Consider the following 22,206-nt stretch of genomic DNA (forward strand, 5'->3'; position numbering starts at 1 on the left):
TTTCTAAAAAAGAAAATAACAGAGACCTAATCGCTTCTGGCGAGGCCATCGTTTTGGCGGGCGCATGGGTTGGCTTGCCCCCGTTAAACAAGAATCGCCCCCTGCCAGCCCTCCTGTTTTGTAGCCGCTTTGCCTTCGCGCACCCCATACTTTTGTAGCACACTGCACATCTTTTTAGCCAGAATAAGAGTAATAGGGGTATGTGCCTACTGGGCCAAATCTTAAATCAAGCATTTACAGACTATGGATAACTACCCTTTGAAACCTGAACATATGCGCGCTCCGGATCACCTCACCAAGGGCGAAATACAGAAGAGCCTGGACGAGCTGGACAGTAAGATAAAAACCCTGAAGGCCCGTGTAAACGCCACCGCCGCCGACTCAAACCACACTTACCACGAGCACATTGCCGGGCTGGAGCGGAAGCGGGCTCTGATAGCCAGCAAAATGGATAAAGCGGAAGACAGCCAGACTACCTGGCAGGATCTCCGGGACGGGCTGGATGACCTGAATAAAGACCTGGACAACATGTTCAAATAAAAAGAAAGCCTGTACCGTGCGGTACAGGCTTTCTTTTTAACTATGCAAATTCAGCTTAACTGGCCACAGGCTCCCGGAAGCCGACCCACGTAAAGCGTTTGATCACAAACTCAGGGTTCGTGAAGGAGGCATTACCGGCAGGGTTGCCGCCTGTCACGTGGAAATCAGAGAAGCTGGCATTCTGGTTCACGTAAATGCCGCCAGTCAAATTAAAGCTTACCGGGGTACCGGCCAAGCCCATCTCATCCATTATCTTTTCCTTTACCTCAGGATCGGTGGTGTAGGCCCCGCAGGAGATTGCCCCGTTGTTCATGGCCATTTCCTTGGCCAACTCTATACTTTGGGCTGTGTCCCTGGTCTTGATGATCAGCACCACCGGGCCGAACAGCTCGCGGCTATAGCTTTCTTTTTCGGTGGCATCCACCTCGTAGATCACCGGTGTGCAGGTACGGGCATTCGTGAACATCGGGTTCTCAAAATCACAGCTGCTTAGCACCTCGCGGCCTTTTACCGAGGCGGCGCTCTTCACGCGCTCGGCCGTGGCAGGGTTCTGGATAGCGCCCAGGATGTGTGGGGCAGCTTTCGGGTTGTTAACCAAGGCAGTCACGGCCCCTGCTATTTTCTCCACCACTTGCTCATAAGGCACCATTTCGCCGGCCACCTTCAAGCCTGTTTCCGGCACGAAGAAGTTCTGTGGGGCCGTACACATCTGTCCAGAGTACAGCGTTACCGAAAAAGCCAGGTTCTGCACCACCTTGTCCAGGTCCTCCATAGAGTCCAGGATGATGGAGTTCACGCCTGTCTTCTCGGTGAAGGTGACTTTGCCCGGCAGGCTCTCCACGTAATTGCCGAACTCGGTGCCGCCGGTGTAGTCGATCAGCTTCACCTTCGGGTGCTCAGCCAAATCCTTCGTGATCAGGCGGTCATCCGCATCCACAGCCAGCTGGCAGATGTTCGGGTTCAGGCCATTCTGCTGCAGCACCTTCTGCACCTCAGCCACCACCATGGCAATTGGCAGCACGGCTTTCGGGTGTGGCTTCACGATAACCGGGTTGCCGGTCACCAGGCTGGCGAACATGCCCGGCACTGTGTTCCAGGTCGGGAAAGTAGAGCAGCCTATTACCAGCGCCACGCCTTTCGGCACCGCTTTCCAGGTTTTGCTCAGCTTGATGTTATACTTGCCCATTGGCTTTTCCCACTCCGTGCTTTCCGGAAAACGAGTCTGCTCCTCGTAACCGGAAGCAACTGCCTCCAGGGCGCGGTCGGCCGCGTGCGGGCCCGATGCCTGGAACGACATCAGGTACGCCTGGCCCGTCGTGTGCATGGTAGCGTAGGCAATCTCAAAGAAACGAGGCCGGATGTGCTCCAGTGCCTCCACAAGGATGGCGGCACGCTCTACCGGCTTTACCTTACGCCACTGGTGGAAGGCCTCCTCGGCGCGGCTCACCAGCGTCTCCGGCTCAAAGAAAGGATACTTAACGCCGAGCGGCTGCTGCTCATACGGCGACTCCTCCTGCCCTACCCAGTCCTGCTCTCCCTCCTGCAGCAGTTCGGTAAATTTATTGTTCAGGAAACTTTTATACTTCTCTCGGCCTTCTTTGTCTGCTGTTTCGCCATACACGTCCGGCGATGGGTTTTCGGGATAGTAAGCAAAGAACGTACGGTTGTGCAGGGCCTGCACGGCCTGCTGTAGTGTTTCTCGGTGTTTGTCCGCTAATTCCAGATTCATAGTTATTTTTTAATATTTAATAGCAAAATAGAAACAAAATATTGTAAATATCAGTTGAAGGAAATATACATAAAATAATCGGAAGCTCGGGCTCCTCCTTAATTTTTTTCTCATGGATATTTGTACTTTTGCGGTACCCTTCCATGGTTTGCTCCTATTCGGAAACAGGTATTTAACAGGACTTTTATAGAGCAGATGTTTACCCTCGTCATACTGCCAAAGCGCAGTTTAGTTTTCACCGTCCTTCTACTGCTGCTATACGTGCCGCTGCTGTACGGGCAGCGCCCTGCTTTGGACTTTGGCGCTAAAACCATTCCTTTCAGGGTGGTCTACAAGCTTAAGCCACAGCATGGCAGCCAGCTACGGAAAGCAGGTGCCGGGAGCATGGACCAGGCGCTACAGCACATTGGTGCGAAGCACGTGGGGCCCAAGTTCCCGCAGGTGGCCCCACCACAAGCCGCCGCTCTTGCCCGCAAGGCTGCCCCGGCGGTAGACCTCTCGCTCATATACGAATTACAATACGGCCCCGGCCATACGTTTGAGGAAGTACAAGCGGCGTTGATGGCCACCGGACAGGTTGCCTACGTAGAGCCCCTCTACATCCGGGAGCCCCTCCACCAGCCCAATGACCCGGCTGCCGACTCAACCAAAACCACCCAGTACTACCTGAAACAAATTCAGGCCTATGGCGGCTGGGCCGTAGAACAGGCCGACTCCAACATGGTGATCGGTATACTTGACACCGGCTTCCGGCTCACCCACAAAGACCTCGAAAGCAAGGTAAAGCGCAATTACCAGGACCCTATAGACGGCATCGACAACGACGGGGATGGCCTGGTAGATAACTTCTACGGATGGGACTTTGCCGACGGCGATAATAACGTGGCCGATGACTCTGCCTGGAAGGGGCACGGCACCGCAGTGGCTGGGGTGGCCGCCGGAGCCACAAACAATGGCATAGGCATAGCAGGCACTGGCTACAAGGCCATGTTTCTGCCGCTGAAGGTTTTTTCCTCCTATAACGGCGGCCCCTTCGGTGGCTACGAGGCCATCGTATACGCCGCTAACAGAGGATGCAAAGTGATCAATTTGTCGTGGGGCGGCACCGGCTACTCCAGGTTCGAGCAGGATGTGATCAATTATGCGGCGCTGGAAAAGGATGTGCTGATTGTTGCCTCCGGCGGCAATACGAATGCCTTCCTCGACTTCTACCCCGCCTCTTATGATAACGTGGTTTCGGTTGGGGGCTCCAATAACAAGGATATAAAGTATAAGGACCACACCTACAGCTATAACATCGACCTGATCTCGCCCAGCACGGGCATTTACAGCACCTCCGTGGCAGGAGACGAGAAGTATGGCTATGTGGGCGGCACCTCCTTCGCGGCGCCTACCGTGGCTGGCGGTGCAGCACTGGTACGGGCCCGCTTTCCGGAACTGAATGCCAGGCAGGTGGCCGAGCGCCTTAGGGCCAGCACCGACAACATTTACCAAATAGCGGAAAACCAGCCTTACCTGGAGATGCTGGGCACCGGCCGCTTTAACCTGAAGAAAGCACTGAGCATGGATAGGCTGAAATCAGTCCGCTGCCTTACGTTCACCCCTTCGCCGAACCAAGGCGTGGTTGCCGGAAACTCTGTTACCATAGATGCCAGCTTTATCAATTACCTCGCTCCTATGGATGGCCTGCAGGTGGAGCTTACCTCGCTGTCGCCGTACGTCACCGTAACACAGGGCAATGCGAACCTGGGCAACCTGGGCACAATGGCCACAGTGGCCACCGCACAGGCTTTTGTTATTAAGATAGCCGGTAACTCGCCAAGCAACCACAAAGTATACTTGCGCCTGGGCTACACGGATGGCGAATACAGCGCCTTTCAGCACTTTGCCCTGGTCATTAACCAAAACTTTGCCACCCTTACCGCCAACAACCTGCACCTGACGCTGAACAGTGAGGGAAACATCGGCTACAATGGCCTGAACATGAGCCAGGGAGTGGGCGTGAAGTATAAAGACAGTGGGTCACTGCTTTTTGAGGGCGGCCTTGTGCTCTCTGCTGATAGCGGCAAGGTGGCAGACAACCTGCACAATGCTTCGTGGCAAAACAGCCGTGGCTTTAAGCCGCTCATGCTTACCCGCTCCTTCTTTAACACAAAGCTGGCCGACCAGGAGCTCCGCAGCCTGATGGAGACCAACGTGGACGGGCACCCGGCAGTGGAGGTAAAAACCACAGCCTACGCCTGGTCTGACACCCCGAATCAGGATTTCGTGATTTTGGAATACCAGATCACTAACCGCTCGTCAGAAACCTTACCTTTCCTGCACGCCGGGCTCTTTGCCGACTGGGACATTGGCAACTATACTGAAAACAAGGCAGGCTGGGATGCGGAACTACAGCTTGGCTATGCCTATCACGCGTTTCAGCCGCTGCCCTACACGGGCCTGAAGCTACTTACTCCTGAGCATCAACCCATCTACCACGCCATAGATAACATTGGCAGCAACGACTCCACCGTTACCGTGGATGACGGCTTTTCAGCGGCGGAGAAGTATAAAGTAATCTCGAAGGGAGTAAGCCGTCAGCGGGCCGGTGGTAAACTGGGCAACAGCATCTCGCATATCCTGGGTGCCTCTACTCTAAACCTGGCGCCTGGCCAGACCAAGACCATCGCCATAGCAGTGCTTGCCGGCGACGACCTGGAGGCCTTGAAGCAGCATGCAGAGGCGGCGCAGCAAAGGTACAAGAACATAAAGTCAGGCCCGAGACCAGTGCCCATGGCTTTCCAGGGCTGCCTGGCAGAGCCCGTGGTAATCACCCCGACGGGGGGCAGCTACTTTAACTTTTACAGGGACCCCGAAGCCACGGAGCTGCTCGCGTCGGGCCCGAGCTATACCATCGGTACTGCCACTGGCGACCGCACCATCTATGCAGCCAATGCCGACTCTCTGTACCTGAGCCCACTGGCACCCATGGAAGTAAAGATTTTACCGGCCTCAGAGGCTGGCTTTAGTGGCGCCTCCAGCCAAGCACAGGTAGGTAAAGCCATCTTGTTTCAGGATAGGAGCACCCATGCTACTTCCTGGCATTGGGACTTCGGAGACGGGCAAGAGTCTGTAGAGCAAAACCCTGCCCACACGTATAAAAAGCCGGGGTCTTATACCGTTACGCTCACGGTTGCAAACACATTGGACTGTACCCGCAGCTCATACCAGCAGGTACTCGATGTCTATGATGTAGCCCTCACGCTGTACCCTAACCCTGCTACAGATAAGATAACCTTAAACCTGACCGCTCCGCTTACAGAGCAGGCACACGCCACCCCTGAGCTCCGGCTCACCGACATGGCAGGAAAAACCATGGCTGTCGTTCCGCTTACGGCCAGCAGCACCCACTTGCAGTATGACCTGAGCAACCTCCGGGCAGGCATCTATATCGCCCACATTACCTACCAGGGAGAAACATTCATAGAGCGCGTGCTGGTGAGGAGGTAAATCCGCTACCGGAAGTGAATCAGAAACTTCTCACCCCTAAAGTATAAATCTGTCGTTTTGGGCCAGGCGCTGACGCATAAAGTACAACAGCTTGCACTGAAGCCATATAAAAGTAGAAAAGGCCCCTCCATCTCTGGAGGGGCCTTTTCTACTTTTGTTTCCTTCAGCAATTAAGCATTCTGCTTCTGCTGCTGGCGGATCAGGTTTAGCGCCGAACCGGCTTTAAACCACTCAATCTGGCCTGCATTGTAGGTATGGTTAACCGTGAAGCTGTCCTGGCTGCCATCTTTGTGGTGCAGTACTACTTTCAGCGGCTTGCCTTCCTGGAAGTCCTCAAGACCTAGGATGTCGATAGTATCGGTTTCCTCAATCAGGTCGTAATCAGCTTTGTTGGCGAATGTAAGGCCCAACATACCCTGCTTCTTCAGGTTGGTTTCGTGGATACGCGCGAAAGACTTCACAAGCACGGCACGAACGCCCAGGTGGCGCGGCTCCATGGCAGCGTGCTCACGGGAAGAACCCTCGCCATAGTTCTCGTCGCCTACTACCACGGTACCGATACCGGCGGCTTTGTAGGTACGAGCAGTGGCAGGCACGGTGTCGTAGCCACGGGTCATGTCGTTGTACACGCTGTTTGCCTCGCCGTTAAAGGCGTTGATGGCACCGATCAGCATGTTGTTGGAGATATTGTCCAGGTGACCACGGTACTTCAACCATGGGCCAGCCATAGAGATGTGGTCCGTTGTACACTTACCTTGTGCCTTGATCAGGAGCTTCAGGCCTTTCAGGTCTGTGCCTTCCCATGGCTTAAAGCCCTCCAGCAGTTGCAGGCGGTCAGAGGCCGGGTCTACTACTACGTCTACGGAGCTTCCGTCTTCGGCAGGGGCTATGTAACCGGCATCCTCTACCGCAAAGCCTTGCGTTGGCAATTCAATACCTCTTGGCTCATCCAGTCTTACCTCCTGCCCGTCTCTGTTAGTCAGCGTATCAGTCAGCGGGTTAAACGTCAGGTCGCCGGCAATAGCGAAGGCCGTCACGATCTCCGGTGAGGCCACGAACGCGTGCGTGTTCGGGTTGCCGTCGTTACGCTTGGCAAAGTTACGGTTGAAAGAGGTGATGATGGAGTTCTTACGGGTTGGGTCATCGGTATGACGCGCCCACTGGCCGATGCACGGTCCGCAGGCGTTAGCCAGCACCACACCGCCCATCTGCGCGAAAGTATCCAACAGTCCATCGCGGGCAGTTGTGAAGCGAACCAGCTCAGAGCCTGGTGTGATCGTGAACTCAGACTTTGCTTCCAGGTTCTTCTCAATCGCCTGTGATGCGATAGATGCAGAACGTGTGATGTCCTCGTAAGATGAGTTGGTGCAAGAACCGATCAGACCTACCTCCAGTTTAGCTGGCCAGCCGTGCTCTTTCACGACAGCGGCAAACTGAGAAATTGGCCATGCCGCGTCTGGCGTGAACGGGCCGTTTACGTGCGGCTCCAGCGTAGACAGGTCGATCTCGATCAGTTGGTCGTAGAAGGCAGCCGGGTCAGCGTATACCTCATCATCGGCACGCAGGTGCTGCGCCACCTCGTCAGCCATCTGTACCACTTCCTCGCGGTTGGTGGCGTTCAGGTAAGCACGCATGCTGTTGTCGTAGGCAAACACAGAGGTAGTGGCTCCGATCTCTGCACCCATGTTACAGATCGTGCCTTTACCAGTACAAGACATAGACTCGGCACCTTCGCCAAAGTACTCCACAATAGCGCCTGTACCACCTTTTACAGTCAGGATACCGGCCACTTTCAGGATCACGTCTTTCGGGGAGGTCCAGCCGCTCATTTTACCGGTCAGCTTCACGCCGATCACTTTCGGGAACTTCAGTTCCCACGGCATGCCTGCCATTACGTCTACGGCATCAGCACCACCAACACCGATCGCTACCATACCCAGACCACCAGCGTTTGGCGTGTGCGAGTCCGTACCGATCATCATACCGCCCGGGAAGGCGTAGTTCTCCAGCACTACCTGGTGAATGATACCTGCACCTGGCTTCCAGAAGCCGATGCCGTACTTGTTAGATACGGAAGCAAGGAAGTCATAAACCTCTTTGTTCTCGTTGTAAGCGTCCTGCAAGTCTGAGTCAGCGCCCACGCGAGCCTGGATCAGGTGATCGCAGTGCACGGTAGAAGGCACCGCCACCGTTGGCTTGCCTGCCTGCATAAACTGAAGCAAGGCCATCTGTGCCGTGGCGTCCTGCATTGCTACCCTATCCGGCGCAAAGTCAACGTAAGACTTTCCGCGCTCAAAAGACTGCTGCGCCTTCCCATCGAACAGGTGCGCATACAGGATCTTTTCTGTCAGGGTAAGCGGACGCCCCACTGCCTGGCGGGCAGCTGCAATTCGCTCATCCATGCCGGCATACACCGCCTTGATCATTTCTAAATCAAATGCCATAGTTTTGCTATTGTTAGTGTTTTATACTCTTTTTTTAGAAGTTCACAAATGTACGAAAACTATATATCTCTAAAAACATTAGCTCCCATGAATATAGGTTGCTACATTAATATACCTGCAGAATTAGCGGGGTGAGGATTTTTCAATCATATCCCGTAGTTTTGCGTTCTGTTAAAGTCAATTTCGCCCATGAAACTTTCATATAATAATACCTATACCATCCCTTTTTTGTTTTTATCATTGCTCTTATCGCAGCTGATAATATCCTGTACTTCTATGACATCAACTGACAATACCATCCAGACCGGCAGCTGGCGCGTGGCCCTGCAGCACGCCGAGGGGAAAGAGATTCCCTTTATCATGGAGGCTGAAGAACAAAACGGCAAAACAGTGCTCTACCTGGTAAACGGCGAGGAGCGCATACTGGTAGATGAGATTGAACCGCAAGGTGACTCTGTTAGAATCGGCCTGCACATCTTCGACGCAGACTTGATTGCCAAGGTGGAGGGAGACAAGATGACGGGCCGCTTCGTGAAAAACGATACGCAGGAGCCCTATTCGGTGCCTTTTACAGCCGAGCGTGGCAAGGAAAACCGCTTTGAGGCCAGCCCTGCCCCTGCCTCCTTTAATTTCGGCGGCAAATGGGAAGTGGTGTTCACCCCGCGTGACGGCAGTCCCTACAAGGCCATCGGCGAGTTTGAGCAGGATGGCAACTATGCTACCGGCACCTTTATGACCGAGACAGGCGACTACCGTTACCTGGAGGGACAGGTGGCCGGTAACGAGCTGAAGCTCTCAACGTTCGACGGTAACCACGCCTACCTGTTCACGGCCACGCCAGGCAACGACAGCACCCTGACCGGCCACTTCTACGCCGGTATGAAGGGCTATGAGAACTGGACGGCCAAGCGCAACCCGGAGGCCGAACTGGCCAGCGCCGACACGCTCACGTACCTGAAGCCGGGCTACGAGACGCTGTCGTTCACGTTCCCTAACCTGGATGGCGAGCAGGTGTCGCTTTCGGATGACAAGTATAAAGGCAAGGTGGTGCTGGTGCAGCTGCTGGGCTCCTGGTGCCCGAATTGTATGGACGAGACAAACTTTCTGGCGCCCTACTACGACAAGAATAAAGACCGCGGCCTGGAGATCATCGGCCTTGGCTTTGAGCGCAGCCCGGAGTTTGACAAGGCCGCTGCCCGCCTGCAGAAAATGCAGAAGCGCCTGAACGTGAACTACGACCTGCTGGTGGCCGGAACCTCTGACAAAGAGGCAGCCGCCAAAGCGCTGCCGGCGCTGAACCACGTGCTTTCCTTCCCGACCACCATCTTTATCGGCCGCGACGGCAAAGTGCGCAAGATCCACACTGGCTTCTCTGGCCCGGGCACTGGTAAGTATTACGAGGAGTGGGTGGCAGACTTTAACAAGACGATGGAAGAGCTGCTGGCAGAGAAATAAGACCATTCTAGCCAGCCTTAAAGTATAAAGGCCGCTGTTTCAGATGAAGCAGCGGCCTTTTTTGCGTTAAACAAAATCCTCTCTTACACCAAAGCTACACTCGCCACGGCTTCCGTAGCCTGATGATGCGAAATGCCCCTCCCAGCGCCGCCGGTTCGTTCAACTCCTGCCGCAGCGAAGTATGGCTGATAATGCTGCCTATACTTCTGTTGATGTCTGAAAAGAGCGTGCTGGTGAACTGGTTAAGCAGGCGACGCAGCGGCGAAGGCGTTTGATGATCGGGCAGGAACTTGTCGAACACCATCACTGTGCCGCCTGGTTTCAGTACCCGCTCCACCTCTTTTATACATGCTGTGGGGTTCGGAATTACGGCAAGTATCAGGTGCAGGATAACCGCATCAAAAGAAGCATCGGCAAAACTGAGTTGCTGCCCGTTCATCACCTGCGCCTGTACAGGTATGTGCAGCTCCTCTGCGCGCTGCTTAAGCTTTGTGATCATACCAGGTGTGATATCGATGGCCGTGAGGTTTGTGTAGCCCTGCAGGTAAGGCAGGTCGAGGCCCGTGCCGGCACCAAGTATAAGTATGGCATCATTAGGTTTTGCCCCCAGCAGCTGCACGGAGCGTCTTCTATACTTGCGGAAGATACGATCAGCAATAAAATCATAGATGGGCAGGTACAAGGTATACCGCAGGCGGTTCCAGGCGTTGGTGTTCAGGCTCATTTTTCATAGGTTATTTTGCGTGCACAAAGCTACCTATACTGCTATACTAGCTGTTACAAAATTTTGGTTTGTATTTACAGAAGTATAAGGTTAAGGCGATAACCTCGCAGTGTGCGAAGGTTCAGCGAGTGTCTTGTCTGAATCAGGATTTACAGGATTCTAGGATGAGCAGGATTATCCGCTGCATCGGGTCCAACCACAACTTCTGCCGCAAGCATCCGCTTATGCCTCTTAGGCCGAAAGCGTTTCATGGCAGCAGCACAAGCGGACGCTTGCGCCAGAAGGTTTAGGCCATCACACGGCTAGGTCTCGCCCTGCCCCTACAAAGCGCACCAACAATTTAACAACCAACAATCAGCAATTTACTTCTCCCGCTCTATGGTATAGGCGATGAGTTGCTCCAGGGAGCGGCGGGAAGGGGTGTCGGGGAAGGTATGAAGAATATCCAGCGCCTCGGCATGGTAGCGGTTCATCACCTCAACGGTATACTGTATGCCACCGGACTGCTTTACAAAATCTATTACCTGCTGCACCCGCTTGTTGTCGCCGTTGTTGTTTTTCACGTTGTAGATCACGCGGCGCTTGGTAAGCCAATCTGCCTCGCGCAGGGCGTGGATCAGCGGCAGGGTCATCTTCTTTTCCTTGATGTCGATACCTACCGGCTTGCCGATCTCGGCCGTGCCATAGTCAAATAGGTCGTCCTTTATCTGGAAGGCGATGCCCACTTTCTCCCCGAACAAGCGCGCTTTCTCCACCTCCTCCTTGCAGGCACCGGAGGAAGCGGCTCCCACGGCACAGCACGAGGCAATCAAAGAGGCTGTTTTCTGGCGGATGATGTCAAAGTATACTTCCTCGGTGATGTCGAGGCGGCGGGCTTTCTCTATCTGCAGCAGCTCCCCCTCGCTCATCTCCTTCACCGCGTTCGATACGATCTTGAGCAGCTCGTAGTCATCGTTCTGCAGCGAGAGCAGCAAGCCTTTGGAGAGCAGGTAATCTCCTACTAATACGGCGATCTTGTTTTTCCAGAGGGCATTTACCGAGAAGAAACCGCGGCGGTAATTGGCGTCGTCCACCACGTCGTCATGCACCAGCGTGGCCGTGTGCAGCAGCTCAATCAGGGCGGCGCCGCGGTAGGTGGCATCGGTTATACTTTCATCAAAAAGCTTAGCCGTGAAGAACACGAACATAGGCCGCATCTGCTTTCCCTTGCGCTTCACGATGTAGCTCATGATCCGGTCCAGAAGTAAAACCCGGGTCTTCATGGAAGCCCTGAACTTCTTCTCGAACTGCTGCATCTCCGACGCGATGGGCGCCTGTATTTCGTTTAGACTTATGCTCATGTGTTAAGTCCGCAATATTACGGTCTCCGGCAGTGCTTTCCAAACCTGGGCTGGCAAAACAGCATTTAATTGTATTAATTGTTAAATTGCTGAATGGTTAAATTGTTACAAAGGATGTTGCTCTTGCTCCCTCTCCTTCGTAAACCGAACAATCAACCATGTAACAATTTAGCCATTCAACCCATAAGCAGATGAAAGTCGATTTTGTAGTATACCCCGAACATGGCCGCCCTTTTACGGCTGATGCCACTTATTGGCCCGACAGCACCCCGAAGCCGATCGTGATTTTTGCCCACGGTTTTAAAGGCTTCAAAGACTGGGGACATTTTAACCTGCTGGCCACCTACTTTGCTCAGCAAGGCTTTGTGTTCATCAAATTTAACTTTGCCTACAACGGCACTACCCCGGACAACTACTCCGACATGCACGATATGGAGGCATTCGGGCAAAACAACTTTAGCCTGGAGCTGGATGACATGCAGGCGCTAATTGATTTGCTGCACTCCGACAACCCGCCCCTTGAGGCGGCCGAACTGGACCTGAGCCGCATTTACCTGATCGGCCACAGCCGTGGCGGTGGCGCCGTGATCCTGAAAGCCGCTGAGGAGCCACGCGTGAAAGCCGTAGCCACCTGGGCTGCCGTAAACCGCTACGACAACCGCTGGAGCGACCTGCAGATGGAGCAATGGAAACAGGAGGGCGTGCAGTATGTGCAAAATGCCCGCACCGGCATGCAGATGCCACTGTACTACCAGATAGTAGAGGATTTTGTTGAAAATAAATACCGGCTAGACATCCCTACGGTGGTAAAGCGCATGCAGCAGCCCCTGCTTTTGCTGCACGGCGAGCAGGACGAAACCCTGCCCACCCAGATGGCGCACGACCTGCAAAGCTGGAAACCCGACGCCGAGCTGCACCTGCTTCCTGAAACGGATCACTCCTTTGGAGGAAAGCACCCTTACGAGCAAGAGGAGCTTCCGGAGGCGGCCCGAAAGGCAGCTGACCTAAGCATAGATTTTTTCCGCCGCCATGCCTAAGGTGTACTTGCTATTGGGTGGCAACTTAGGCGACCGCACTTTATACTTAGAGCAGGCCCGCGAAAGTATAAACCGGCAGGTAGGACGCACCACGCGTTGTTCCAAACTTTACGAAACAGCCGCCTGGGGTAAAACCGATCAGCCCAACTTCCTGAACCAGGTACTGGAGGTACAGACGGAGCTTACGCCGGAAGAGGTGCTGCAAAGGATAAACGACATTGAGCAGGAGCTTGGGCGGGTGCGGCAGGAACATTGGGGTGCCCGCGTCATCGACATCGACATCCTTTTCTACGACGACCTGGTGCAGCAGACGCAGCGCCTAACCATTCCGCACCCGCAGCTGCACCTGCGCCGGTTTACTTTGTTGCCGCTGGCTGAGTTGGCACCTGAGCTAGAGCACCCAGTGCTAGGCAAAAGCATAGCACGGCTGCTGCAGGAGTGCCCGGATGAGTTAGAAGTGTGGGAGTTTAAAGACGAAACAAAATAATTTACCCCGTACATTGTGCAGATAAACCGAATAGACTTCGGTTTATACTCTAGTTAGCCAAAACTTGAATCATGAAACTCCCTATAACTGATAAAAAGAAGAAGACCCTTTATGGAATAATCAATGCTTCTATTTTAAGCTTTGCAATTTTATGGGTTATCATATTTGTCTTGCTGTTCATTAATATTGAGATAGCAAGTAGAGCAACTGCATATCTCATGCTCTTAAGCGTACTGCCACTATTTTCAGGACTCGTAAGCTTGGCAGTATTAGCATTATCCGGAAGTAGGTTAGTTGAGTTCAACGAACACGGGGAAATTAGCCTGACGCTAAACCTAAGTGAAGAAGACTACAAGAGCCAGAAGTTTGACAGCATCGGCCACTCAGGAAACTTTATAGCTGTTCATGAATTTGGTGCCGAGTATGAAATCTCATCAACTCAAGCTAAAAATCTTCTGTTGCAGGAAGATCAAGTGAATTGGCAAATAAGGTTACAGGAAAGAAAAACCAAGGTACTTATAGAATCGCCAAAAGAAGTGTTTAATTCAGCAATGGGTATGCTATGGGCGGCTTCTTAAGAAGAAAAGCGTTGGCTAACCCTGCACAGGCTCCATCCTCGGCTACGCCTCGTTCGCAGCCTGTACTAAGCTGTTGAGTATAATTTGACACATGAAAGCTAAAATAGGCATAACCATCATTGTACTGGCATTTATTGTGTCATGGAATCCTTACTGGATGGTTTTTGCTGTGCCAGCATTCCTTGTAGGTGTTATAGCTCTTTGGCTTGGCAAGAAGAAACTTAGTGCTAAACTTGTTTGGACGCTTGTTCCAGTTGTGCTTTGGTATCCAGGGTTCATGCTCTTTATGTATCTTTCAATGACTATAGGGCAAGCAACGGCACAGAAGCTTGATTTCATTTTTCCAGCAGATTTCAAAGGGACAGCAGTAGTAATCAATAGCATGCCATGTGGTGAGCCTGTGAAAAAAGTAAGTGGTCGTGAAGTGCTGAATATACCAGACAATGGCATTCTTTTATATCAGGGTACAATAGAATCAGGATACGTTGACCATAGGTATTTTAGGAAAGATAATGCAGGGCAGTTGAATGAAATCAGAAGCCTTGAGAACTATATGTTCTGGAATGACCAAGAAAATCCACCACCAACCGATATGGTTGGCGTCTTCTCGGGTGGCATGGGTAGTACTGTTTCAAACGATCCAGAATCACTAAAATATGAATGGATGAGCCTGGTTGTAAGCTCAAAGGATAGTTTAGAAAACTTTGAAGATTTTGGTTATAGCAATCACTTGAGTGAAAAAGCTGAAGCTCTTGTTAGACAGTGTACGAAAAAATAATTTACCCAACACAGTACCGCCTTTATGATCGGCTACACAAACATGTTAACAAAAACTAAACTACGCTCAGGCAGATAGGGCATTTAACAAGTTTCAAAACATCATAAGCAGATCCATGTCAAAAAGTAACGAGAGGGAGTTAACTGCAGCGCAGTGCGAAGAACTCCTGAATGCATTGAAAAAGCGTTTTGATAAAAACATGCACCGCCATAAAAGCCTTGAATGGGCAAACGTACAGGCAAAGCTGGAGGTAAACTTGGAAAAGCTGTGGTCGCTGCACGAAATGGAAAGAACCGGCGGTGAACCGGACGTTATAGGCTATGATGAAAAGACTGGCGAGTACATTTTCTATGATTGCGCGGATGAAAGCCCTAAAGGACGCAGAAGCGTTTGCTACGACCGCGAAGGGCAGGAATCCAGGAAAGAGCATAAGCCGGAGTACAACGCTGTTGACATGGCTGCTGCCATGGGCATTGAGCTGTTAACAGAAGAGCAGTATCGGGAGCTGCAGAAGCTAGGTGACTTCGATACCAAAACATCGAGCTGGGTGAAAACGCCTGTCGAAATCAGGAAACATGGCGGCGCCCTTTTCTGTGATCGCCGCTACAATCATGTCTTCTTGTATCATAACGGTGCCCAATCATACTATGCCGCCAGAGCGTTTCGCGGTTCGCTCAAAGTCTAACCGCTTGCCTTTATACCGGGATCATTAGAGAAGAAACATAGCTGAAGGTTTGCGGAAGCATCACCAAGGCTGATGTACCTTTCCACCATCCATTAAATGCCACAAGAGCATGCCTAACAAAAACACCGTTGAAGTAGAGGTAACCTGTACTTATGCCAGCCCGCCTGAGCAAGTATACGGTGCCTGGCTGAACGCACAAATGGCCCGCCAGTGGTTCGCGCCTGGCCTTGGGGAGACGGAGCCGGTACAGTTAGACGCCAAGGTAGGAGGCAAATTCCGAATTGTGCAGGTGCGGGATGGGCAAGCGGTTGGCCACCATGGAAAGTACCTGGCGCTGGACCAGCCACACTACCTCTCTTTTACCTGGGCAATGGATGACATGGAAGAAGAGGATACAGTCCGCATCTACATAAAACCTGCGGGCAGCGGCTCAGCGGTCAGGCTGGTGCACGAGATGGATGAGGCCTGGAAAGCGTATGCCGACAGAACCCGTGAGGCCTGGTTGGCTATGATGCAGCATATGGATAAATTGATCAGCCGTAACAGCATAGGAAGTTCATTTGCAACCTTCGAAACCGAGCGTCTCATCATCAGACCTACATCCTGTGAAGACGCTCCGTTTATACTGGAACTCCTGAACACGCCGCAGTGGCTGCAGTACATTGGCGATCGGAACGTGAAATCTGTTAAAGCGGCAGAAGAATACATCAGCAGCAGAATGTTACCCCAGTTGAAAAGGCTGGGGTATGGTAATTACACGGTGATCCGCAAAGCAGATGGCGCCAAACTGGGCACCTGCGGCCTCTACGACCGCGAAGGCCTGACCGGCATCGACATTGGCTTTGCCTTCCTGCCGCAACACGAGAAGCAGGGCTACGCATTTGAGGCTGCCTGTAAATTAAAGGATGCTGCTTTCGAGCATTTCGGATTAAAGCACCTCTGCGCGATCACCACAAAAGATAACCAGGCAAGCCAGAAGCTGCTGGAAAAGCTGGGGCTCAGGTACAGCGGCCTGGTTCAGCTTCCGAACGATGCAGAGCAGCTGTTGCTTTATGAGCTTCTGGTTGAGTAAATTTCCCGCATAGTCGCCTCTGCCGAAAGCATACGCTTACGCGCCTTGGCACAGGCCAAACCAACACAACACGAAAAAGCGATGAACAACCCCTACCTGACACGCATTGCCTCCACTGGCCTGCTTATTATCCTTTTCCTCTTCGTGCTTTTTCACCTGCTTATTTTAACAGGAGTAGTTCCTTTCGATGCAGTCTGGGGCGGGAGGCTAAAGGATCGGGAACAAATGCTGGCGTTCGAGAGTGTCTCTATTCTGATGAACCTGGTAATGCTTGCTGTGGTAAGTACACATGCCGGTGTCCTGAGAGTAAACATCAACCGTAGGCTGGTGAAGGCACTTCTGTGGGGAATGTTTCTCCTTTTTCTTCTGAACACGATAGGCAACGCTTTCTCCACCAACGAACTGGAAAAGGGCATTTTTACTCCACTGACGCTACTAATGGCTTTTTTTAGCCTGGTATTGGCCAGGAGCAAAGGGGAAGCAAGCACATCGGCAAACATGAAAGAGTAACTTCTTCCCGGCAGGGCGAACTATATGGCGCGCTCTTCCTCCGTCCGTAGTTCCTGCACAGGCGCGCTGCTAGCTCTGCCCGCCAGCACGAAGTACACCGCTGGCAGCATCAGTGCTGTAATGGCTAAGCCTACGTAATCATAGAGCGGCCCCTCCTGCACGTTTTCGAGCTGCCAAACGCCGGTCCCGCCAAAGCCGTACATCACCCTATACATCACATTGCCGCCCCAATGCAACCCTAAAGACATCCAGATAGCACCTGTTTTTAGCACCGTATAGGCAAAAGAAACGCCTAGCAGCGCAGAGAATACCATGTTTAGCGGATCAAACCCTCCGTTCCAGCCATCATCCAAAGCATAGAGCACGGTTGCCACAAACACGTACCAGGCCAGCAGCTGGCGCCTACGGAAAAAGGCAAACCAGTAGCCGCGAATGGTGATGTCGTTGAGGATGGAGGAGAAAAACATGGCCAGCAGCGCCTGCCCCAGCATCGGAAGTATAAAGGATGGCTCCATGAGCCCCGCCACCTCAAACTTGCCCAACTCATAAAAAGCCAGGTACTTTAGCGCGTAAACGCAAAAACCAATCAAAAAGCCCACCGCCAGGTTTGGCAGCCAGCCCTTATGCCGCTCCATGCCCAGCGACCTGAGCCCCTGCAGCTGCAGCACAAACCTGCTTATCAGAAAAGCCACTACAAAGAAGCCTGCCCAGTAGGCAAACCACACCGGCACATTGCCAGCATCAAAAAAGCGGGGAACAAGGACTACATAAAGGCTCAGCAGCACAAAGCCCAGTAGCCAAAGCGCGAGAGGAGTCTTCTTTTCCATAGTGTTAGGTGGAGGTGCAGGAGCAAATGTAGCTATTTATACTTTACAGTCAAGCGGTTAGGGGCTTCACAGATCCGCTATCCTCTGTAAAGTATAAACGCCCTCTCCGGCAGCAAGCCAGAGAGGGCGTTTATACTTTATACTTTGCGATACTGCCTATTCGGCAGAGCTCACTTCGGCTGTGCGCTCAATCTTCTTCACCAGCCCCTGCAGCACTTTGCCTGGGCCGCACTCTACAAAGTGCGTGGCACCGTCGGCTACCATCTGCTGCACCGACTGTGTCCAGCGTACCGGGGCCGTCAGCTGGCTGATCAGGTTCTGCTTGATCTCCTGCGGATCGGTGTGCGGTTTGGCGTCCACGTTCTGGTAAATCGGGCAAATGCCTTTTGAGAACGTCGTTTCTTCAATAGCCCTGGCTAGCTCCTCCTCAGCCGGCTTCATCAGCGGTGAGTGAAAGGCACCTCCCACCGGCAGCGGCAGGGCACGCTTGGCACCGGCCTCCTTCATTTTCTCGCAGGCTATTTCGATGCCTTTGTTGGACCCGGAGATCACCAATTGGCCTGGGCAGTTATAGTTGGCAGCTACTACCACCTCACCCTCCACGGAGGCACATACTTCCTCCACCTTCGCGTCCTCCAGGCCAAGTATGGCGGCCATGGTAGACGGGTTGGCCTCACAGGCAGCCTGCATGGCCATGGCTCTTTTGTACACCAGCCGAAGGCCGTCCTCAAAGCTCAGCACCTTGCTGGCCACCAAAGCCGAAAACTCACCCAGAGAGTGGCCTGCCACCATGTCCGGGGCGAAGTCTTTGGCTACGGCTGCCTGCGCCACAGAGTGCAGGAAAATAGCCGGTTGCGTTACCCTTGTCTGCTTCAGCTCCTCGTCGGTGCCGCTAAACATAATCTCGGTGATGTTGAAACTAAGGATCTCGTTTGCCTTGTCGAACAGCTGCTTTGCTTCTTCGTGCTGCTCATACAGGTCTTTGCCCATCCCTACAAACTGAGAACCCTGTCCCGGGAAAACGTATGCTTTCATTCGTTGCTCGTTATTAGTTATTCGTTATTCGATTCTTCCTTTTGATAGTTGATTTGCTGCATTGTTAAATGGCTAAACTGTTGAAGGGATGTTTTGCTAGGTACAAATCTATAGTTGCCAGTTCTATACTTCCCCGGAATCAACCATGCAACAAAACAGCAACTGAACAATTTAACCTACAAACCTTGCCCGCTGCTCGGGGCTAGGCAACATGCAGGCTTCGGTGCGCCCAGCTATGCGGTAGCGGTTTTTGGCCACCAACCGGTACACAAAATTGCGGAAAGATAACGGAATAATGCGAAAAACAGCAAGTATGGACAGTGGAAAGTCCAGATGGCCCGCGATGCGCAGGGCCGCCTCAGACTCGGTGTAGAGCCTGCCGTTCTCATAGAAAAGCATGGAATCAGGTAAAGGCGCCGGAATTTCTGCTTGGGGCACCAACTTCTCCAACACCCCCGATTGCAGGGCAGCAAAGTATAAGGTATGACGCGAGTTATATTTTAAAGCAATCTGCACGCTGCCTTGGCAAAAGCCGCAGGTGCCGTCGTAAAACACAACGGGTTTATCCTGCAGCTCTTCCATGTCTGGCACCTTCTTCATTAACGCACAATCTCTACCCACCCTTTGTAGGTGGCCCGGGCCTTGGCCGGGTCTAAGGTGTAAAACTCAACTTCTGCCTCGTAGTAATAGGTGCCGTCGGTCAGGCGGTTACCGTCATTGTCCACACCTGGCCAGTTGATATAGCGGCCTTCGCCTTCGGTAACCTTACCGCTATCATATACCTGCACACCCCAGCGGTTAAACACTTTAAAGCGCATGCTCCTGATAAAGGCCCTTACCTTCGGTCGGAACACATCGTTCAGGTTATCCCCGTTTGGCGTGATGATGTTCGGCAGAATGAAAGTGATACAGTTATCGTTGCACACCTCGTTGCTGAACGCACTCTCACGGCCATCCACGTCAGTGGCAGTTACCACGTAGCAACCCGCAAATGATTGCAGCCCGCTGTGCGTATACGTGGTTTCGGTCGTGGTATCGAGGGGCGTGTACTCCGCCTCTAGCGTTGGCTTAAAGTATACGGTATAGTAGGCAATCTCATCCGTGCAATCGCCGGTAATATTGGGGACCCAGTTTAGCACGTTCTGGTAAGGCGGTTCTGCTGGGTTCTGCGCAAACACGTTACAGTCGAGCTGCTCTATGCTTAGCTCAGGCGGGCAGATGAGTTTGGGCAAGGTGACGCATACCTGCTGGCTGTTGTTGAGCAAAGGTTCCGGCAGCCCCTCTATTCCATAGGTACCGGCCGTTTGTACATAGTAGCAGTACTCCTGCCCGCGTACCAGTTCCTCCCCATTAAATGTGCCGGCGTCCGTGTAGGAGCCACCCGTGGCCGTGGCAGATACGCTATCGATCAGGGCAAACTGACCACCCGCAGCACGCCTGTAGATATAGTGCTGCAGCACCTCATTGTTCCAGGGCACATCGTAGGTCCAGCTTAGCCCCACTTCTTTTATCTCGCCCTCCGATGGCTGCGCCTCCAAGTATACACTGGAAGCCTCGGCACTATCGCGTAGGGAGGTGGGCTGGCCACCCGGCTGCGGTGTCTGGTAAAACTCCAGGCGGTAGCGGTAGGCATTCTCTACTGTGTTGAGGCGGGTATCTACAAACGTTGTGTCGGCCATGTTGCGGGTGCGCTTCACTTCGGTAAAGCCTGCTCCGGCCTCCATGCCCACTTTGCGGTACAGCCTGTACTCCAGCGGCGGGGTCAGTTTCTCCACCTCCATAGGGCGGGTCCACTTCACGGTAATCTCACCGTTTGTCTGGTCAGTCTCGTCAACAGTTACATTGGTCAGGTATGGAATATCCTGGTCTATCACCACGCAGGTCTCCAAAGAGGCAAGGCTCTCGCCAAAGCCGGTGCGGGGGAAGGTGGCGTAGATGATGTAGCAATACTCCACTCCGGCCTTCAGGCCAGCGCCATTGTTGTTATCAAAGAAAGTCACCTGGCCCGCATCCACCTCGCCAATCAGCACATAACCCGTAGAGGCGGGTACGCCGGTCTGGCACTCATCCGGCACAAAATTGCTTGGCCCCTCGCGCCTGTAGATACGGATTTTGTCTGCATTCTCGCAGACGTAAGGGTCCCAGGTAAGGGTCACGTTGCGGTCTGCGCTCGCGGCATCCAGGTTCTCCGGCGCCGGCCCGATCACCGTGATGTTCCAGGGCTGCAGGTCGGCCAGTCGCTCATCCCCGTTTGGCCTCACGTCCTCGGCGCGGAACACGACCTGGTAAGGAGCTCTGCGAACATCTTCGCATGTGGTACTCCAGACAAACACGCCTGTGGCAGAGCCCGGCCTGTTGGTTGTCTGCTGAAAAGTGGCCGGAGGCACGATACCGCTACCAGCCACCGTCAGGTTGATCAGGTCCCCGTCAGGGTCGGTGGCCTTCACGATGCCGCGCAAGGTGGTGCCTGCCACCACGCAGGTGTCTTTAGGCTCAAGCACTGGTGGGCGGTTTTCGTTCTCCTCCACGTTAATGCGCATGTCGCGCACTACTTCGCCAATTTTCACGGCTCCTCCATTAGGGCCGCGCCGCCACTCCTCCACTACAAAGGCGATGTTATACCTGCCGGCCAGGCAGGGGGCATCCCAGGTCAGTTGGCCCGTGTATACATCCAACCTAAAAAAGGCAGGACCGCTGTCATCCGATGTACGGCAGTTGGCCACCTGGTCAGGGTTGCGGTAGCCCGGCACCACGGCAATGTCCCCGCTCGGCTGCTCGTAACGTGGCGCGATCAGCTTAAAGGCAAGGCTATCACCATCGGCGTCATAAGCGCCGGGGTTGTGCACGAACTTGCGGAACATGGCCGCGTCATCAATAGGCGCCACCGTAAGCACCGGGGTAGAGTTAAAGCCGCGCAGGGCGTTTATGTCGATGGTTGTGGAGATAAAAAAGGAGCGCTGGTCAGATGGGGGCGCCATGTTGAGAATGTTGTTGTCCCTGTTCTGCCCAATCCAATAGGTCGTGTAGGTGCCGTCTGAGGGATAAGTATACTCCCACTCGAACACTTCCCGGTCTGTCTCAGAGTTGATGGGGGTAACCGATTTCCGCGGTACTATTATCGTGGAGTTTCCAACACCTGTATAAATAACCACTTCCGGGTCCTCAGCCTGCGAGAAGTGGTTGGTGTAGATAATCATGGTAAAGAAAAAGCGGCGGGGGTTAGGGTTCGGAGTCGTGTCCCGCTTGGCAGTAATATCCCCTGCTCTAATATGAGTAGCCTGTACTTCCGAGAAAGTACCCAACAGCAACAAAATCAACACCCACAACAGACTACCATGCAGCAGATACTTCAGGCGTATAAGGTTTGGCATAGATCAATTGGGTTAGGCAGTAAATATAGTATAATCTTAAACTTACTTTATACTAAAATGTTGTCTTTATAGACAAGTTGAGGGGGAAAAAAGATGTAGACT

Annotated in this window: 18 protein-coding genes; 10 read left to right on the plus strand and 8 right to left on the minus strand. The window is 53.0% G+C overall.

Annotated elements, in window-relative coordinates; translation table 11 throughout:
* The first annotated feature begins 273 nt into the window (after positions 1-273).
* Entirely contained in the window at positions 274-540 is a 267-nt protein-coding gene (locus PXG97_RS04395) for a sll1863 family stress response protein (protein ID WP_276496500.1), read from the plus strand.
* A gap of 55 nt (positions 541-595) precedes the next feature.
* Here PXG97_RS04395 and paaN read toward each other — a convergent pair whose 3' ends face one another.
* Complete coding sequence (gene paaN / locus PXG97_RS04400; protein ID WP_276496501.1) at positions 596-2,269, minus strand: phenylacetic acid degradation protein PaaN; 1,674 nt, start codon at positions 2,267-2,269, stop codon at positions 596-598.
* 195 nt (positions 2,270-2,464) lie between these two features.
* On the opposite strand from paaN, the gene PXG97_RS04405 reads away from it, so the two are divergent.
* Positions 2,465-5,761, plus strand: a complete 3,297-nt coding sequence (locus tag PXG97_RS04405; RefSeq protein WP_276496502.1) for a S8 family serine peptidase — start codon at positions 2,465-2,467, stop codon at positions 5,759-5,761.
* Between the two features lie 170 nt (positions 5,762-5,931).
* On the opposite strand, the gene PXG97_RS04410 is transcribed toward PXG97_RS04405, so the two are convergent.
* On the minus strand, positions 5,932-8,205 hold the full coding sequence (locus PXG97_RS04410) for an aconitate hydratase (protein ID WP_276496503.1): 2,274 nt from the start codon (positions 8,203-8,205) through the stop codon (positions 5,932-5,934).
* 276 nt (positions 8,206-8,481) lie between these two features.
* On the opposite strand from PXG97_RS04410, the gene PXG97_RS04415 reads away from it, so the two are divergent.
* Positions 8,482-9,660: a peroxiredoxin family protein gene (locus PXG97_RS04415; RefSeq protein WP_276496504.1), complete on the plus strand. Its 1,179-nt coding sequence runs from the start codon at positions 8,482-8,484 to the stop codon at positions 9,658-9,660.
* A gap of 94 nt (positions 9,661-9,754) precedes the next feature.
* On the opposite strand, the gene PXG97_RS04420 is transcribed toward PXG97_RS04415, so the two are convergent.
* Together PXG97_RS04420 and PXG97_RS04425 are read right to left on the minus strand one after the other, a co-directional pair.
* Positions 9,755-10,384, minus strand: a complete 630-nt coding sequence (locus PXG97_RS04420) for a class I SAM-dependent methyltransferase (RefSeq protein ID WP_276496505.1) — start codon at positions 10,382-10,384, stop codon at positions 9,755-9,757.
* Between the two features lie 362 nt (positions 10,385-10,746).
* Entirely contained in the window at positions 10,747-11,724 is a 978-nt protein-coding gene (locus tag PXG97_RS04425; RefSeq protein ID WP_276496506.1) for a polyprenyl synthetase family protein, read from the minus strand.
* Between the two features lie 191 nt (positions 11,725-11,915).
* On the opposite strand from PXG97_RS04425, the gene PXG97_RS04430 reads away from it, so the two are divergent.
* The 7 genes from PXG97_RS04430 (at position 11,916) to PXG97_RS04460 (ending at position 16,871) form a co-directional block, all read left to right on the plus strand.
* Positions 11,916-12,761, plus strand: coding sequence for an alpha/beta hydrolase family protein (locus PXG97_RS04430; RefSeq protein WP_276496507.1), 846 nt, complete (start codon positions 11,916-11,918; stop codon positions 12,759-12,761).
* Complete coding sequence (gene folK / locus PXG97_RS04435) at positions 12,754-13,248, plus strand: 2-amino-4-hydroxy-6-hydroxymethyldihydropteridine diphosphokinase (RefSeq protein ID WP_276496508.1); 495 nt, start codon at positions 12,754-12,756, stop codon at positions 13,246-13,248. Before PXG97_RS04430 ends, folK begins: the two co-directional genes overlap by 8 nt.
* A gap of 71 nt (positions 13,249-13,319) precedes the next feature.
* Positions 13,320-13,826, plus strand: a complete 507-nt coding sequence (locus tag PXG97_RS04440; RefSeq protein WP_276496509.1) for a hypothetical protein — start codon at positions 13,320-13,322, stop codon at positions 13,824-13,826.
* Positions 13,827-13,917: 91 nt separating this feature from the next.
* Complete coding sequence (locus tag PXG97_RS04445) at positions 13,918-14,604, plus strand: DUF6843 domain-containing protein (RefSeq protein WP_276496510.1); 687 nt, start codon at positions 13,918-13,920, stop codon at positions 14,602-14,604.
* A 115-nt stretch (positions 14,605-14,719) separates the two neighbouring features.
* Positions 14,720-15,289, plus strand: coding sequence for a DUF4256 domain-containing protein (locus PXG97_RS04450; RefSeq protein ID WP_276496511.1), 570 nt, complete (start codon positions 14,720-14,722; stop codon positions 15,287-15,289).
* Between the two features lie 109 nt (positions 15,290-15,398).
* Positions 15,399-16,361 (plus strand): GNAT family N-acetyltransferase, encoded by a 963-nt coding sequence (locus PXG97_RS04455; RefSeq protein ID WP_276496512.1) that lies wholly within the window; start codon positions 15,399-15,401, stop codon positions 16,359-16,361.
* Positions 16,362-16,442: 81 nt separating this feature from the next.
* Positions 16,443-16,871 (plus strand): hypothetical protein, encoded by a 429-nt coding sequence (locus PXG97_RS04460; protein WP_276496513.1) that lies wholly within the window; start codon positions 16,443-16,445, stop codon positions 16,869-16,871.
* A 20-nt stretch (positions 16,872-16,891) separates the two neighbouring features.
* Here PXG97_RS04460 and PXG97_RS04465 read toward each other — a convergent pair whose 3' ends face one another.
* From PXG97_RS04465 to PXG97_RS04480, 4 genes are all read right to left on the minus strand, one after another.
* Positions 16,892-17,698 carry a CPBP family intramembrane glutamic endopeptidase gene (locus PXG97_RS04465; RefSeq protein ID WP_276496514.1) on the minus strand — a complete coding sequence of 269 codons (807 nt, stop codon included), beginning with the start codon at positions 17,696-17,698 and terminating at the stop codon, positions 16,892-16,894.
* A gap of 156 nt (positions 17,699-17,854) precedes the next feature.
* On the minus strand, positions 17,855-18,733 hold the full coding sequence (gene fabD, locus PXG97_RS04470) for an ACP S-malonyltransferase (RefSeq protein ID WP_276496515.1): 879 nt from the start codon (positions 18,731-18,733) through the stop codon (positions 17,855-17,857).
* Positions 18,734-18,904: 171 nt separating this feature from the next.
* Entirely contained in the window at positions 18,905-19,333 is a 429-nt protein-coding gene (locus PXG97_RS04475; RefSeq protein WP_276496516.1) for a thiol-disulfide oxidoreductase DCC family protein, read from the minus strand.
* Positions 19,333-22,104 carry a T9SS type B sorting domain-containing protein gene (locus PXG97_RS04480; protein WP_276496517.1) on the minus strand — a complete coding sequence of 924 codons (2,772 nt, stop codon included), beginning with the start codon at positions 22,102-22,104 and terminating at the stop codon, positions 19,333-19,335. Before PXG97_RS04480 ends, PXG97_RS04475 begins: the two co-directional genes overlap by 1 nt.
* Positions 22,105-22,206: the final 102 nt, after the last annotated feature.

The sequence above is a fragment of the Pontibacter litorisediminis genome (assembly GCF_029360645.1).
GTDB lineage: Bacteria > Bacteroidota > Bacteroidia > Cytophagales > Hymenobacteraceae > Pontibacter > Pontibacter litorisediminis.

What these genes read in the sequence shown, in the direction of transcription:
- fabD (WP_276496515.1), bottom strand. Translation starts at nt 18,733, where the DNA reads ATGAAAGCATACGTTTTCCCGGGACAGGGTTCTCAGTTTGTAGGGATG.
- PXG97_RS04440 (WP_276496509.1), top strand. Translation starts at nt 13,320, where the DNA reads ATGAAACTCCCTATAACTGATAAAAAGAAGAAGACCCTTTATGGAATA.
- PXG97_RS04405 (WP_276496502.1), top strand. Translation starts at nt 2,465, where the DNA reads ATGTTTACCCTCGTCATACTGCCAAAGCGCAGTTTAGTTTTCACCGTC.
- PXG97_RS04410 (WP_276496503.1), bottom strand. Translation starts at nt 8,205, where the DNA reads ATGGCATTTGATTTAGAAATGATCAAGGCGGTGTATGCCGGCATGGAT.
- PXG97_RS04445 (WP_276496510.1), top strand. Translation starts at nt 13,918, where the DNA reads ATGAAAGCTAAAATAGGCATAACCATCATTGTACTGGCATTTATTGTG.
- paaN (WP_276496501.1), bottom strand. Translation starts at nt 2,269, where the DNA reads ATGAATCTGGAATTAGCGGACAAACACCGAGAAACACTACAGCAGGCC.
- PXG97_RS04450 (WP_276496511.1), top strand. Translation starts at nt 14,720, where the DNA reads ATGTCAAAAAGTAACGAGAGGGAGTTAACTGCAGCGCAGTGCGAAGAA.
- PXG97_RS04420 (WP_276496505.1), bottom strand. Translation starts at nt 10,384, where the DNA reads ATGAGCCTGAACACCAACGCCTGGAACCGCCTGCGGTATACCTTGTAC.
- PXG97_RS04460 (WP_276496513.1), top strand. Translation starts at nt 16,443, where the DNA reads ATGAACAACCCCTACCTGACACGCATTGCCTCCACTGGCCTGCTTATT.
- PXG97_RS04395 (WP_276496500.1), top strand. Translation starts at nt 274, where the DNA reads ATGCGCGCTCCGGATCACCTCACCAAGGGCGAAATACAGAAGAGCCTG.
- PXG97_RS04425 (WP_276496506.1), bottom strand. Translation starts at nt 11,724, where the DNA reads ATGAGCATAAGTCTAAACGAAATACAGGCGCCCATCGCGTCGGAGATG.
- PXG97_RS04475 (WP_276496516.1), bottom strand. Translation starts at nt 19,333, where the DNA reads ATGAAGAAGGTGCCAGACATGGAAGAGCTGCAGGATAAACCCGTTGTG.
- PXG97_RS04480 (WP_276496517.1), bottom strand. Translation starts at nt 22,104, where the DNA reads ATGCCAAACCTTATACGCCTGAAGTATCTGCTGCATGGTAGTCTGTTG.
- folK (WP_276496508.1), top strand. Translation starts at nt 12,754, where the DNA reads ATGCCTAAGGTGTACTTGCTATTGGGTGGCAACTTAGGCGACCGCACT.
- PXG97_RS04415 (WP_276496504.1), top strand. Translation starts at nt 8,482, where the DNA reads ATGACATCAACTGACAATACCATCCAGACCGGCAGCTGGCGCGTGGCC.
- PXG97_RS04455 (WP_276496512.1), top strand. Translation starts at nt 15,399, where the DNA reads ATGCCTAACAAAAACACCGTTGAAGTAGAGGTAACCTGTACTTATGCC.
- PXG97_RS04430 (WP_276496507.1), top strand. Translation starts at nt 11,916, where the DNA reads ATGAAAGTCGATTTTGTAGTATACCCCGAACATGGCCGCCCTTTTACG.
- PXG97_RS04465 (WP_276496514.1), bottom strand. Translation starts at nt 17,698, where the DNA reads ATGGAAAAGAAGACTCCTCTCGCGCTTTGGCTACTGGGCTTTGTGCTG.